We start from the raw sequence: 13,737 nt of genomic DNA on the forward strand, positions 1-13,737 counted from the left end.
CCCGGAGTCCCCCATGCGAGAAAATTCCACCTCAAACTTCAAAGGCTGGCATGACCACCCGGTCGCCGAAATCCGCCACGATTGGCGCGTGGAAGAAGTCGAGGCCCTGTTCGCCCTGCCGTTCAACGATCTGGTCTACCGGGCGCAGACGGTACACCGCCAGTATTTCGATCCCAACCAGGTGCAAATCAGCAGCCTGCTCAGCATCAAGACCGGCGCGTGCGCAGAGGATTGCGCCTATTGCCCGCAAAGCGCCCGCTACGACACCGGCCTGCCCCGCGAGGAGTTGATGCCGGTGGAACAGGTATTGGCCGCCGCCCGGACGGCCAAGGCGCAAGGGGCCAGCCGCTTTTGCATGGGGGCCGCATGGCGCAGTCCCAAGGACCGCGACATCGAGCGGGTCTGCGCCATGATCGATGGTGTCAAGGCCTTGGGGCTGGAAACCTGCGTCACCCTGGGGATGCTGAGCGATGGCCAGACCCGGCGGCTCAAGGACGCCGGTTTGGACTTCTACAACCATAACCTCGACACTTCCGAGGAATATTACTCGGAGATCATCAGCACCCGCACCTACCAGGACCGGCTGGACACTTTGGAACGGGTGCGGCAGGCGGGCATAAGTGTGTGTTGCGGCGGCATCGTCGGCATGGGCGAGGGCGACCGCGACCGCGCCGGGCTGTTGGTCCAACTCGCCAACCTGCCCAAGCATCCCGAGAGCGTGCCGATCAATATGCTGGTCCAGGTCGAGGGCACGCCGCTGGCCGGGATCGAAAAGCTCGATCCCTTCGTGTTCGTCCGCACCATCGCCGCCGCCCGCATCATGATGCCCGAAGCGCGGGTGCGCCTGTCGGCGGGCCGCACCGATATGAGCGACGAGATGCAAGCCCTGTGCTTCCTGGCCGGGGCCAATTCCATTTTCTACGGCGAGCGCCTGTTGACCACGGAGAATCCGGTGGCCGAGGGCGACCGGCGCTTGTTCCGGCGCTTGGGGTTGCAGATGTCGGGACTCGGCGTCCAGTAATGGCCGATTTCCGCGAAGAGTTGCGCGCCCGGCTGGCCGCCATCGAGCGGGACGGGCGGTATCGCCGCCGTCGGATGTTGGAAGGTCCGCAGGGCGTGGACGTGGTGGTCGGCGGTCGGCCGCGGGTGAATTTTTCCGGCAACGATTACCTGGGGCTGGCGAACCATCCCGAGGTGGTCGCGGCGTTGCGGCGCGGCGCGGAGGACTACGGCGCGGGGGCCGGTGCGGCGCATCTGGTGTCCGGCCATGGCCGGGCGCACCACGCGCTGGAGGAGGAATTGGCCGGGTTCACCGGGCGTGAACGGGTTTTGCTGTTTTCCACCGGCTATATGGCGAACCTCGGGGCCATCACCGCCCTGGCCGGGCGCGGTGACACCGTGTTCGAGGACCGGCTGAACCATGCCTCGCTGTTGGATGGGGCCTTGCTCTCGGGGGCGCGGCTCAAGCGCTATCCCCATGCCGACGCGGCGGCGTTGCGGACGGCCCTGGGCGCTGGCGATGCATCCACCCGGTTGATCGTCAGCGACGGGCTGTTCAGCATGGATGGCGATGTGGCTCCGGTCGCGGAACTGGCCACCGTGGCCCGCGATTTGGACGCGGTCCTGATGATCGACGATGCCCATGGCCTGGGCGTGTTGGGCGGGCGGGGCGGTGGCGTGTTGGAACTGGCGGGCCTGGGACAGGACGCGGTGCCGGTTTTGGTCGGCACCTTGGGCAAGGCGTTCGGGACGTTCGGGGCGTTCGTCGCGGGCTGTGCGGAGTTGATCGAATACCTGATCCAGCGCGCCCGTACTTATCTCTATACCACGGCCCTGCCGCCCGCCGTGGCGGAGGCGGGCCGCGCCGCCTTGCGCTTGGCCCGCGCGGAGTCCTGGCGGCGCGAGCATCTACGCCGTTTGATCCAGCGCTTCCGCGCCGGGGCCGGACAATTGGGGCTCGTCTTGATGCCCAGCGCCAGCCCGATCCAACCCGTGGTCTTGGGCGATAACGCCAGCGTGGTCCGGGCCGGGACCGCGTTGTTCGAGGCCGGTTTCCTGGTCGGCGCCATCCGCCCGCCCACGGTGCCGGTCGGCACGGCGCGGCTCAGGATCACCCTGAGCGCGGCCCATCGCGAGGAACATGTGGATGGCTTGCTGGCGGCGCTGGCCGATCTAGCCGCCCAGCCGGGATTCCGGGCCGGAGCCGCGCCATGAGCCGACGGACACCGGGCCTGTATACCGAAACCTTCGGCACGGGGCCGGACCTGGTGATGATCCATGGTTGGGCCATGCATGGTGGCGTGTGGCGGGACTTCGCCGGACGGCTGGCGGAGCGGGTCCGCGTCACCTTGATCGATTTGCCCGGCCATGGCCGTAGCGGCGATCTGGCCGATTTTTCGCTGGACACTGTCGCCGATGCCTTGGTCGCCGCCGCGCCGGCGCGGGCCTATTGGCTGGGCTGGTCCTTGGGGGCCGTGCTGGCCGTGGCCTCCGCCGAACGCCATCCCGGGCGGGTGCGCGGCTTGGTGCTGATGGCCGGAAGTCCCAGGTTCATCGCCGCGCCGGATTGGCCCGGCGTCGCGCCCAGTGCCTTGGAACGGGTCGCCCAGGAGTTGGAAGCCAATTATGGGGCGACCCTCAAGCGCTTCATCGGCCTGCAAACCTTCGGCCTGGACAATGCCCGCCAGTTGGTCAAGCAGATCGGCGCGGCCTTGGACGAATGCGAACCGCCAGCCATCGAAGCTTTGCGCGGGGGCTTGAATCTCCTGCGGGAGGCCGACTTGCGGGCGGCGCTGGCCCATGCGGCGGGTCCGGCCCTGGCGGTGTTGGGGGCGCACGACCGCTTGGTGCCCAAAGAAGCCGGGGCCGCGCTCCGGGCGCTGGTGCCGGGCATGGAGGTGTGCCTCCTGCCCGCTGCCGCCCATCTGCCGTTCGCCACCCATCCCGACGCGGCCGCCGCCGCTATCCTGGATTTCATCGCCCGCCATGAACGCCCATCCCGATAAGCGCTGGGTGGGCCGTTCGTTCGGCGCGGCGGCGGCGGGCTACGATGGCGTGGCCGGGTTGCAGCGCGGAATCGCCGAGCGCTTGCTATCCCGGCTGGCGGCGGACGGGGCGCCGCCCGCCGTGGTGGTGGACGTGGGCGCGGGCACGGGTTATGGTGCCGCCCGCTTGCGGGAGGCCTATCCAGGGTCCCGGCTCGTCCTGCTGGATATCGCTGAAGGGATGCTGCGGACGGCGCGGGAGCGGATCGGACCCGGAGCTTGTTATCTGCGCGGGGATGCCGAGGCTTTGCCCTTGGCCGAGGCTTCGGTCGATCTGGTGTTTTCCAATCTGGCGATCCAATGGTGCGCCGATTTGGCCGGCGTGTTCCGTGAGTTCCGGCGCGTGTTGAAGCCGGGGGGCCGCGTGTTGTTCAGCACCTTCGGCGCGGACACCTTGGCGGAACTGCGCCGCGCCTGGGCCGTGGCCGATCCGGGGCATACCCATGTCAACGAATTCACCGACGCGGCGGAGGTGGGGGAGGCCTTGGCCGGGGCCGGATTCGTCCGGGCCGGGGTCGAGCGCGAAACCCGTCGGCTCCACTACGCCGATGTCCACGCCCTCATGCGCGAACTCAAAGGACTGGGGGCGCACAACATCACCGCCGACCGGCCCCGCCACCTCACCGGCAAGCGCACCCTGCGGCGGATGCTCGACGCCTATGCCGCGCAGGGGGGGGAGGGCGGTATCCAGGCGGGTTTCGAGGCGGTGTATGGCCGCGCCTCGAAACCCTGATGCCGCCCCGGCGGACCCTCACCGCGGCTTGGTGCCGAAGTCCCATAGCCGCTGGCTGCCGACCCGGACGGAAAGCGGGGCATCGCCGGGCTGGCGGTCGTAGTCGCTGGCGGAGAAGGTCGCCACGACCGAATGGCCATCGACGCTCCGCCGCACATAAAGGGACCGCGCCTGGCCCAGCGTGGCTTGCGGCAGGCTGTCGGTGATCGGGAAGGGGTGGTCGCTGTTGAGGGTGAGATCGACCCAGCCGCCCTGGGTTGGGCGGGATGCCGCCGAGGGAGCGGTTCCGGCATCGCGGCGGGCCACGCCCACCACCCGGTTCCCGTCCTGGACGGTCGCGGCGGGAGTGGGCAGCGCCGGGGCGCTATCCACGATGCCCGCGGCCAAGGGTGTCGCCGGTTGCGCCAAGGGCGTGGGCGGTGCCGGTAGGTCGAGCGGGTCGTTTTGCACGGTGATGGCGTCCAAGAGCAAGCGGCCACCACGGCTGCGGTCGAAGTTGAACCGGAAGGTGGTGATTTTGGTCAGGTCGATCCCTTGCAGGCCGGCCAGGGGCAAATAGGCGTGTTGGAAGAGGCTGTGTAACCCCGCGCCCGGAAACAGCGGCGAGTACCAAGGAAAACCGAAGTCCGTGCCCACGGGCCTGCGCAGGTCGATGACATCCTTGAGGGCGATGCGGTTGGACTCGTTGCCGTCCGCGTCCAGCAGGCTCAGGCTGGCGTCCAACTGGGGCGCATCCAGCCAGTCCGGGGCGCAGGAGCCGAGATGGCAGGCGGTGGTCAGGCGCAGGCCGAGGTAGCGGTAGGCGCTGATATCGATGCCGAAGCCGGGGTCGGCCAGGGCGATATCGACATGGGGGATATCGGAACCGGCACCGAAAGGCCAATCGATACGCGCCACCCTGAGGCGCTGGTCATGCTCGGGCGGCGCGGCTTGGTGGGTGATTTTCGCGCCTTGGGCGAAGTGCGGGATGCCCGCAGTGCTGACCGGCTTCCGGGCGTCGAAGTCCTCCAGCGTCCAGCGGTCGGTGTAGGCGGTCGAGTAGGCGAAACCGCGTTCCAGGCCACCGATGGTGGACAGGGGGCCGGTGAACGGGGTGCGCGGGTCGAACACGGCCAGTCGGGCGGAATCGGGCTTTTTGCCCAGGGTGCCGCGGAAGAACGGGATGAGCGTGTTGAGCGCGGCCAGGCGTTGGGCGGGCGAACCCTTGGTGTCCGGGAACAGGGCCGGGTGGCCGGCGCAGCCGGATGAATCCGATTGCTGCCATTCGGTGTTGTAGAAATTATGGTTGCCGCCCAGGACGTTGAAGGTGCCCTTGGGATGGGGCCGGGCCGGGACTGTGAAGCCATCGGCCAGGCCCAGCAGGGCGCGGTCGAATACATGCACCCCTTCGAGGTCGAACACATCGCCGTCGCAGGCCGAGAGCAGCACCATGCTGGACACGTCCTCGGCATCGAGTTCGCGGAAGGTCTGCCCGTCCACCGGGGCGATCTCGAAGATGGCCCGGACCGTCAAGGGGCTGTGGATTTCCACCCGGAACGGGCTGCCATCGTCGCGGTACAGCCGCCAAGCGGCCCGCATCCCTTCGCCGCCCCGGCTGTGTCCCATCAGGCCGACCTCGGAGAAATCCATGGTCTTTTCCAGCGGGAAGGGCAGGCTGGACGGGGCGGGCTGTTCGCCCTTGTTCCATTGGGACAGCAGGGCCAGATGGCGCAGCACCATCCGCCCGCGCCTCAGGTTGAGGCCCGGGTCCTCGGAGGGACCGAAATCCGCGGTGATGCCCCGGTTTGCGTTGATCGACACGACCACGTATCCCCAGGAGGCCAGGTTTTTCGCGAGGTAGTCGTAGCCGCGGTGGTTGGGGGTGACGACATAGCCGGGCGGGCAATCGCCGGTGAAGGTGTAGGTGGCGTCGTCGTCGATGCGGATGCCCAGCGTATCGTCGAAATGCCCGCAGGTGCCGTGGTTGCCGTGCAGGAACACCACCAGCGGCCAGGGTTTCTTGGGGGCGCTGGCGGGACGGAACACCGCCGCCCAGACTTCGGTGATACGTTCGGAAGTGACCAAGGGGTCCAGGGCCGCCGGGAGCCGGTATTCGCCGCTGACCACCGCCATCGGGCCGGGTTTGCCGTAATCGGGCAGGTCCGCTTGGGCCAGGCAGGGCAGGGTGCCGAGCGCCAACGCGAGCAATTTATGTCTTGAAAACACGATATCTCTCCAATGGACATGGCTAGGAACCGTGGATAGTACCCAAGTCTTGTGTAGGGTTCTAAGTTCCGAGACGTATCGGCGGTCGTGGCGGGAGTTCGACGCCTACGGCGGGCGGTATGCGGGCGGGTTGATGGCCCCGGCCTGGAGCGCGGGCCTCCGGCATGGACGCGGGCGGCGGATGGCCCGTGCCACCGCCGGGAAAGATTCCTTTTATTAAGGTGGTTTTTTCACGGGGCGGATGGGAGTCACCTATGCGGCAAACAGGCTTTTTCATCACGGGAACCGATACCGGCATCGGCAAGACCTGGGCGACCTTGTCCCTGATGCGGGCCTTGCGGGCGCGGGGCTTATGTGTACTGGGGATGAAGCCGGTCGCGACCGGCGCTGTTTGGCGGGCGGGGCGGTGGGTCAACGAGGACGCTTTGGCCTTGCAAGCCGCCGCGTCGATGGCCTTGCCGTATGAGCAGGTCAATCCCTATGCCTACGGGCCGCCGGTCTCGCCGCACATCGCCGCCGCCGAGGCCGGAAGGCCGGTCGAGATCGAGCATATCGTCAAGGTTTTCAAGGGGTTGCCCGCCGCCGACCACGTGCTGGTCGAGGGGGTGGGCGGCTGGGCCGTGCCTTTGGATGGGCGCAAACGGGTGGCCGATCTCGCTCTGGCCTTGGATTTGCCGGTGGTCCTGGTGGTGGGTTTGCGCCTGGGTTGCCTCAACCACGCCTTGTTGACCCAGGCCGCGATCGTGTCCGCCGGGGCGGAATTCGCGGGCTGGGTCGCCAACCGGATCGAACCGGATTTTGCTTCCGCCGGGCAAAACATCGAAACCTTGACCCGCGAATTCGCCTCTCCTCCGCTCGCGGTCTTGCCTTGCGGAGGATTGGAGCCGCCGCTGGTTCCATGGCGTGTTTCCTGTCCGGGGCCGGGATGAAACCTTGCACCTGCCGGGTTCATAAGTTACATTCTCCACCCTTCCAGCCGGTCGAAACCCAATCGCTTCTTTAGCGAAAAATCACACACGCCTTTTGGGTGTATTCGGTTTTCCGTGCCCAATCGGTGGAGGGCGAAAAAATAATCCCGGTTTCCTGATGGACGTCAAATTCGGGCATGGCCATGGTCGAATCAGAACAGGACGATAGCGGCGGCGGAAGGCGTCTTATCCTGCGGCCCAACGCCTCGCTCAGCCGCCGCGATGCCCGGCGCTTGTTGTTCGCCGCCGCCTTGGTCATGGCGGGCATCGCCATCGGGTTCGCCAGCTTGGGGCTGTGGCCGGTCTTGCCATTCTCGGGGGCCGAATGGCTGTTGCTGGCTTATTGCTTCAGGCTCGGCTTCAAAGCCTCCGCGTTGCAAGAGGTGATTACCGTCACGGAAGCCACGGTCCTGTTGGAGAAGGGCCGGAACCAGCCGGAGCAGACTTACCGGTTCCAACGCGCATGGGTCGCGCTGGACTGGGTCAAATCACCCATCCCAGGCCATCCCAGCAGCTTGTTCCTCCGTTTGCATGGAAAGGCAATCGAGATCGGGCGGTTCCTGGCGGAATCCGAGCGCGAGCGGCTCGCCCATGAATTGCGGCAGATTTTGCGCGATGGCAAATAATTCGAAATTTGGCTTTTCTTTTTAGACTTTAGGAGAGGGCTCCGTGAAGAATTTACGACGACTGTTTGCGGGTTTGGGCGCGCTGGCCGCGGGCCAGGCCCGGGCCGATTACGCGCTCAATCTGCCGCAGGGGGTGACCGAGCTGAGCCGCGACGTGTACGACCTGCACATGCTCATCCTGTGGATTTGCGTGGCGATCGGCGTCGTGGTGTATGGTGTTTTGATCTATTCCTTGATCTATCACCGCAAGTCCAAGGGCGTGGTGCCGGCCACGTTCCACGAGAACACCAAGCTGGAAATCGTTTGGACCATCATTCCTTTCCTGATCCTGTTGGCGATGGCGATTCCCGCCACCCGGGTCATGTTGAATATGTACGACCTCGACAATAGCCGCGAGCCGGTCGATATGACGGTCAAGGTGACGGGCTACCAGTGGAAATGGCGTTACGAATACCTCGACGAAGGTATCGATTTCTTCAGCACCCTGGACCAGAAGAGCAACGAGGCCCGCCAATTGGGGGCCAAGTCCGATCTGGGCAAGGTCGAACATTATCTCTTGAACGTGGATCATCCCCTGGTGATCCCGGTCAATAAGAAGGTCCGTTTCGTGTTCACCGGGGCCGATGTGATCCACTCCTGGTGGGTGCCGGACTTCGGGTGGAAGAAGGACGCCATCCCCGGTTTCATCACCGATGGTTGGGTCAAGGTGGATAAGGTGGGCACCTACCGTGGCCAATGCACCGAACTCTGCGGCCGCGACCATGGTTTCATGCCCATCGTGGTCGAAGTGAAGTCGCAGGAGGACTATAAGAAGTGGGTCGCCGCGCAGAAGGGCACCGCCTACGAACCGCCCGCCGCCGCGCCGGCTCCGGTCAAAGAGGAGGCGAAAGCCGCCGCTCCGGTTTCCGCGCCCAAGGTCGACGACGCCGCGGTCCGCGCCGAACTGATGGCGAAGGGCAAAGAGGTGTATGAAGCGAATTGCATGAGCTGCCACCAAGCCAATGGCGAAGGCATCCCCGGCACCTTCCCGGCGATCACCCACAGCCCGGTGGCGACCGGACCCATCATGGCCCATGTCACCACCGTCATGGATGGCAAGGGTAAGCTGATGCCCGCCTTCGAGAACATCCTGAAGCCCGCCGAAATCGCCGCCGTGGTGACCTATCAGCGCAATGCGCTGGGCAACGGCGTGGGCGACATGATCCAGCCGTCCGAGATTCCGGTAGATTAATCAGATCGATCAACCCCCATTCCCCACGAGGTGAAATGCTATGTCAGCAGTCACGGCATCCCATGACGATGAACACCACGACCATCACGGTCCCGCCAAGGGGCTGTTGAGGTGGGTGTTCACCACCAATCATAAGGACATCGGTACCCTTTATCTCCTGACTTCGCTGGTCATGTTCATGGTCGGCGGCGCGATGGCCCTGGTGATCCGGGCCGAATTGTTCGAACCGGGGATGCAGTTCGTAGACCCCACTTTCTTTAACTCCATGACCACCATGCATGCCCTGGTCATGGTGTTCGGCGCGGTGATGCCGGCGTTCGCGGGACTGGCCAACTGGCTGATCCCGATGATGATCGGCGCCCCCGATATGGCTTTGCCCCGCATGAACAACTGGAGTTTCTGGCTGTTGCCGTTCGCCGTGGTGATGCTGGCCAGCACCTTGTTCATGGAAGGCGGTGCCGCCGCCGCCGGTTGGACCCTGTATCCACCGCTGGTGCTTCAGACTGGCGCGGCCCTGCCGTTCACCATCTTCACGGTGCATTTGCTGGGTATCTCGTCGATCATGGCGGCGATCAACATCATCGTCACCATCCTCAACATGCGGGCACCGGGCATGACCCTGATGAAGATGCCGCTGTTCGTGTGGACCTGGCTGATTACCGCGTTCCTGTTGATCGCCATCATGCCGGTGTTCGCCGGCGCGGTGACCATGCTGCTGACCGACAAGTTCTTCGATACCAGCTTCTTCAACGCGGCCGGTGGCGGCGACCCGGTGCTGTACCAGCATCTGTTCTGGTTCTTCGGCCATCCCGAAGTGTATGTGTTGATCCTGCCGTCCTTCGGCGTGGTGTCGCAGATCATCCCGACCTTCGCCCGCAAGCCTTTGTTCGGTTATAGCTCGATGGTTTACGCCACTGCGTCCATCGGCTTCCTATCCTTCATCGTCTGGGCGCACCATCAATATACCGTGGGCATGCCCATCGAAGGCGAGTTGTACTTCACCTACGCCACCATGTTGATCGCGGTGCCGACCGGCGTGAAGGTCTTCAACTGGCTGTCCACCATGTGGCAGGGCGCCATGACCTTCGAGACCCCGATGCTGTTCGCCATCGCCTTCGTGGTGTTGTTCACCATGGGGGGGTTCACCGGCCTGATGATGTCGATCTCGCCCGCCGACCTCCAGTATCACGATACCTATTTCATCGTGGCCCACTTCCATTATGTGCTGGTGAGCGGCGCGGTGTTTTCCTTGCTGGGGGCCGCTTATTACTGGATGCCGAAATTCACGGGCCGCATGTACGACGAACGCCTGGGCAAGCTGCACTTCTGGCTGACCACGATTTCGGTCAACGTCACCTTCTTCCCGCAGCACTTCCTGGGTCTGGCCGGTATGCCGCGCCGTATCCCGGACTACGCCCTGCAATTCGCCGAGTTCAACGCCTGGTCGAGCGTGGGCGCGTTCGTGTTCGGCTTCTCCCAATTGATCTTCGTCTACGTCGTTTATAAGGGTTGCCGCCACGAAGGCGACAAGGCCACCGACGAAGTCTGGGAAGGCGCGAGCGAGCATGGGCTGGAATGGCAGTTGCCGTCCCCGCCGCCCTACCACACTTGGGAAACCGCGCCGGAAATCAAATAACGATTAGGAACTTTCCCCGCCCGTTCCTGGGCGGGGGCTATCCCAAGATATGGATACCCGGAAAAAGAATCTGCTGCTGGCGGGACTGATCGCCGCTATCGCCATCGCGCTCTATGTGTACGCGATCTTCATGGTCATCGCTTCCAAAAGCCAATGAGCCAGCGTAAAAAATCCACAAAGGGCTTGATCGCGGCCATGGTTTTGGTCGTGGTCGGCATGTTCGGTTTCGGTTTCGCCCTGGTGCCGCTGTACGACGTGTTCTGCGAACTCACCGGGCTGAACGGCAAGGTCAAGACCGAAGCCGCCGCCCCGGTCGATTACAAGGTGGACGAGGCGCGGCGATTGACTATCGAATTCGTCACCTCGGTCAATGGCAATACGCCGCTGGCGTTCCGGGTGGAGAAGGCGAAGATGGATATCCATCCGGGGCAGTCCTATACGGTCAACTTCTACGCCAAGAACCTGACCGATAGGAAGTTGGTGGGGCAGGCCATCCCCAGCATCGCTCCAGGTGTCGCGACACCGCATTTGAAGAAGTCCGAGTGTTTTTGCTTCACCGAGCAACCTTTCGAACCGCATGAGGAGCGCAAGCTCCCGGTCCGCTTCACTATCGACCCGGCCCTGCCCGATACCATCGTCAATATGACGTTGTCTTATACCTTCTTCGATATCACCAACAAGCAGCCGGATTAACGCATCTCCATACTTTTTACGAACCAGGGGCAAACCATGGCAACCAAAACCTCATATTACCTACCGCATCACGCCTATTGGCCCATCATGGGGTCAGTCGGCCTCTTCACGCTGCTGGCGGGCTTCTCCAACCTGATGAACGGGCACGGCTCCGGCAGCACGTTCATGATCATCGGCGCATTGATCGTGGTCGCCATGATGTTTTTCTGGTTCGGCGAGGTCGTCAAGGAAAGCGTCGCCGGGGTTTATAGCCACCAGGTGGATGTCTCGTTCCGCATGGGCATGATCTGGTTCATCATGTCGGAAGTCTTTTTCTTCGCGGCCTTCTTCGGTGCCTTGTTCTATGCCCGCCAATACTCCATCCCCTGGCTGGGCGGCGAAGGTGCCCTGGGCGAATCCCAGGAATTGCTGTGGAAGGGTTTCGAGGCCATCTGGCCGACCAACGGCCCGGATACCCTGGGCGGCAAGGAAGGTGGCCATTTCGAGCCGATGGCGGCTTGGGGCATCCCCGCCATCAACACCTTGATCCTGTTGAGCAGCGGCGGCACCGTGACCTGGGCGCACTGGGGCCTTTTGGCGAACAACCGCGGCCAGCTCATCAAGGGCTTGATCGCCACCGTGGCCCTGGGCTTTTTGTTCGTGGTGCTGCAAGCCTTCGAATACCATGAAGCCTATAGCGACATGGGCCTGACCCTCGGCACCGGCATCTACGGCTCCACCTTCTTCATGCTGACCGGCTTCCACGGCCTGCACGTCACCATCGGGGCCATCATGCTGACCGTGGTGTTGCTGCGTAGCGCCAAGGGCCATTTCAGCCCGGAAAACCATTTCGCCTTCGAGGCCGCCGCGTGGTATTGGCACTTCGTCGACGTGGTCTGGCTCGGCCTCTTCATCTTCGTATACTGGCTGTAGGCGCGTCGCCCACGGCGGTATCGGAACCGCGAAGGCACCACTCCCCTGGGGGTGGTGCCTTTTTTCATTGGCGGGTGGTGCTGGAGGGCGGTTTGGGCTGTCCCGAATACATCAGGCGGACATCGATGGGGTCGAAGCTGTAGTGGCGGTTGCAGAATTCGCAATCGACCTCGATCATCCCCCGCTCCTGGGCGATGGATTCGATGGCGTCCTGGGCGAGATGGGCGAGCAAGCCTTCGATGCGCTCCCTGGAACAGCCGCAGCGGAACGCGACCGGCTCCGACTCGAACACCCGCACCCGTTCCTCGTTGAATAGCCGGTACAATAATTCCTGGCGCGGTAGTTTGAGTAATTCTGCCTCGGTGACGGTATCGGCGAGATAGGTGATCCGGTCCCAATCCTCCTGGCTACGGCGTTGCGCGGGCAGTTCCTGGATGAACAGGCCGGTGGCCCGCTGCCCGTCCGCCGCCAGCCACAGCCGGGTCGGCAATTGCTCCGACAGCGCGAAATAGCTTTGGAGGGCCGCCGCTAGATTGGCGCCTTCCAGCGGGACGATGCCCTGGTAGGGCTCGTTGCCTTCGTTCTGGATGGTCAGCACCAGCCGGCCCTCGCCGAAGAGTTCGGCCAGGCTCCGGCCCGCCACCTCGCCCTGCCACCGCGCCAAGCCGCGCAGGCCGCGGTGATGGGTGGCCTGGGCGACCAAGGTTTGGATGGGGCCGCCGCTTTGGGCTTGCAGGATCAAGGAACCTTGGAATTTAATGGTGGCGGACAGCAGCAGGGTCGCGGCCAGGGCTTGGCCCAGTTGCTCGGCCACCTTGGGAGGATAGGGATGCCGTTCTTGCACGCTGCGCCAACTGGCGTCCAGCCGGACCAGTTCGCCGCGTATCCCCAAATCCTCGAACAGGAAGCGCTGTAGGCTATCGTATTCGCTCATCGTCTTAACCCATTGAAAGGCAAAGCGATATTATAAGGCCCAGCCGATGCGGGCAGGAGACAACACGATGTTTGGAAGCAAAAAAGCCGTCATGCCGGAGCCACACCAAGCGTTGCCGGGACGGGCGGGCGCGATGGCCGTGCCGGAAGCGCATTATGTGAATGGCCACCGGATCGCGCCGCCCTTCCCCGAGGACATGGAAATCGCCGAGTTCGGGCTGGGCTGTTTCTGGGGGGCGGAGCGGAAGTTCTGGTCCATTCCCGGCGTGTATGCCACGGCGGTGGGCTATGCCGGGGGATTCACGCCCAATCCGACCTACGAGGAGGTCTGTAGCGGGCTGACCGGACACACCGAAGTGGTGCGGGTGGTGTTCGACCCGGCGCGGGTGGGCTATGGAACGCTGCTGAAGGTGTTTTGGGAAGCGCATAATCCCACCCAGGGTATGCGCCAGGGCAACGATATCGGTACCCAATACCGCTCGGCGATCTATACCCATGGCGACGCGCAACTGGCCCTGGCCGAACAATCGCGGCAGGTTTATCGGGCGGCCTTGGCCCAGGCCGGGAAGCCCGCCGCCATCACCACCGAAATCGGCCCCGCGCCGGTTTTCTATTACGCCGAGGCCTACCACCAGCAATACCTTGCCAAAAACCCCGAGGGCTATTGCGGTTTGGGAGGCACCGGGGTGGTTTGCCCGGTGGATGCGGCGTGAGGGCGGGGTTTGGCGGCACAAACAAAAAAGGCAGAAGTAATCA

At 64.1% G+C, this 13,737-nt stretch carries 13 protein-coding genes; 11 read left to right on the forward strand and 2 right to left on the reverse strand.

Going from position 1 to position 13,737, the window contains the following annotated elements; all coding sequences use genetic code 11:
• The first annotated feature begins 13 nt into the window (after window positions 1-13).
• Genes bioB through bioC form a run of 4 tightly spaced genes read left to right on the forward strand, consistent with a single transcriptional unit; the run spans window position 14 to window position 3,777 of the window.
• Window positions 14-1,021 (forward strand): biotin synthase BioB, encoded by a 1,008-nt coding sequence (gene bioB, locus K5658_RS02360; RefSeq protein WP_221065391.1) that lies wholly within the window; start codon window positions 14-16, stop codon window positions 1,019-1,021.
• Complete coding sequence (gene bioF, locus K5658_RS02365) at window positions 1,021-2,214, forward strand: 8-amino-7-oxononanoate synthase (protein ID WP_221065392.1); 1,194 nt, start codon at window positions 1,021-1,023, stop codon at window positions 2,212-2,214. Before bioB ends, bioF begins: the two co-directional genes overlap by 1 nt.
• The gene (gene bioH / locus K5658_RS02370) at window positions 2,211-3,005 is read left to right on the forward strand and encodes a pimeloyl-ACP methyl ester esterase BioH (RefSeq protein WP_221065393.1); all 795 of its coding nucleotides are present in this window, start codon (window positions 2,211-2,213) and stop codon (window positions 3,003-3,005) included. Before bioF ends, bioH begins: the two co-directional genes overlap by 4 nt.
• The gene (gene bioC / locus K5658_RS02375; RefSeq protein WP_221065394.1) at window positions 2,986-3,777 is read left to right on the forward strand and encodes a malonyl-ACP O-methyltransferase BioC; all 792 of its coding nucleotides are present in this window, start codon (window positions 2,986-2,988) and stop codon (window positions 3,775-3,777) included. Before bioH ends, bioC begins: the two co-directional genes overlap by 20 nt.
• Window positions 3,778-3,795: 18 nt before the next feature.
• Here bioC and K5658_RS02380 read toward each other — a convergent pair whose 3' ends face one another.
• Entirely contained in the window at window positions 3,796-5,982 is a 2,187-nt protein-coding gene (locus K5658_RS02380; protein ID WP_221065395.1) for an alpha/beta hydrolase, read from the reverse strand.
• A 254-nt stretch (window positions 5,983-6,236) separates the two neighbouring features.
• Here K5658_RS02380 and bioD point away from each other — a divergent pair, with 254 nt between their 5' ends.
• The 6 genes from bioD to K5658_RS02410 all read left to right on the forward strand — a co-directional run bounded on the left by bioD (window position 6,237) and on the right by K5658_RS02410 (window position 12,048).
• Window positions 6,237-6,911 carry a dethiobiotin synthase gene (gene bioD, locus K5658_RS02385; RefSeq protein WP_221065396.1) on the forward strand — a complete coding sequence of 225 codons (675 nt, stop codon included), beginning with the start codon at window positions 6,237-6,239 and terminating at the stop codon, window positions 6,909-6,911.
• Window positions 6,912-7,093: 182 nt separating this feature from the next.
• Window positions 7,094-7,576 carry a DUF2244 domain-containing protein gene (locus K5658_RS02390; protein WP_221065397.1) on the forward strand — a complete coding sequence of 161 codons (483 nt, stop codon included), beginning with the start codon at window positions 7,094-7,096 and terminating at the stop codon, window positions 7,574-7,576.
• Between the two features lie 43 nt (window positions 7,577-7,619).
• On the forward strand, window positions 7,620-8,807 hold the full coding sequence (coxB, locus tag K5658_RS02395) for a cytochrome c oxidase subunit II (RefSeq protein WP_221065398.1): 1,188 nt from the start codon (window positions 7,620-7,622) through the stop codon (window positions 8,805-8,807).
• A 40-nt stretch (window positions 8,808-8,847) separates the two neighbouring features.
• Complete coding sequence (gene ctaD, locus K5658_RS02400) at window positions 8,848-10,443, forward strand: cytochrome c oxidase subunit I (RefSeq protein ID WP_221065399.1); 1,596 nt, start codon at window positions 8,848-8,850, stop codon at window positions 10,441-10,443.
• Between the two features lie 153 nt (window positions 10,444-10,596).
• Window positions 10,597-11,136: a cytochrome c oxidase assembly protein gene (locus K5658_RS02405; RefSeq protein WP_221065400.1), complete on the forward strand. Its 540-nt coding sequence runs from the start codon at window positions 10,597-10,599 to the stop codon at window positions 11,134-11,136.
• A gap of 36 nt (window positions 11,137-11,172) precedes the next feature.
• Entirely contained in the window at window positions 11,173-12,048 is an 876-nt protein-coding gene (locus K5658_RS02410) for a cytochrome c oxidase subunit 3 (RefSeq protein ID WP_221065401.1), read from the forward strand.
• Window positions 12,049-12,112: 64 nt separating this feature from the next.
• On the opposite strand, the gene hslO is transcribed toward K5658_RS02410, so the two are convergent.
• Entirely contained in the window at window positions 12,113-12,982 is an 870-nt protein-coding gene (gene hslO, locus K5658_RS02415) for an Hsp33 family molecular chaperone HslO (RefSeq protein ID WP_221065402.1), read from the reverse strand.
• A gap of 67 nt (window positions 12,983-13,049) precedes the next feature.
• On the opposite strand from hslO, the gene msrA reads away from it, so the two are divergent.
• Entirely contained in the window at window positions 13,050-13,694 is a 645-nt protein-coding gene (gene msrA, locus K5658_RS02420; protein WP_221065403.1) for a peptide-methionine (S)-S-oxide reductase MsrA, read from the forward strand.
• Window positions 13,695-13,737: the final 43 nt, after the last annotated feature.

The organism is Methylomagnum ishizawai, assembly GCF_019670005.1.
GTDB lineage: Bacteria > Pseudomonadota > Gammaproteobacteria > Methylococcales > Methylococcaceae > Methylomagnum > Methylomagnum ishizawai.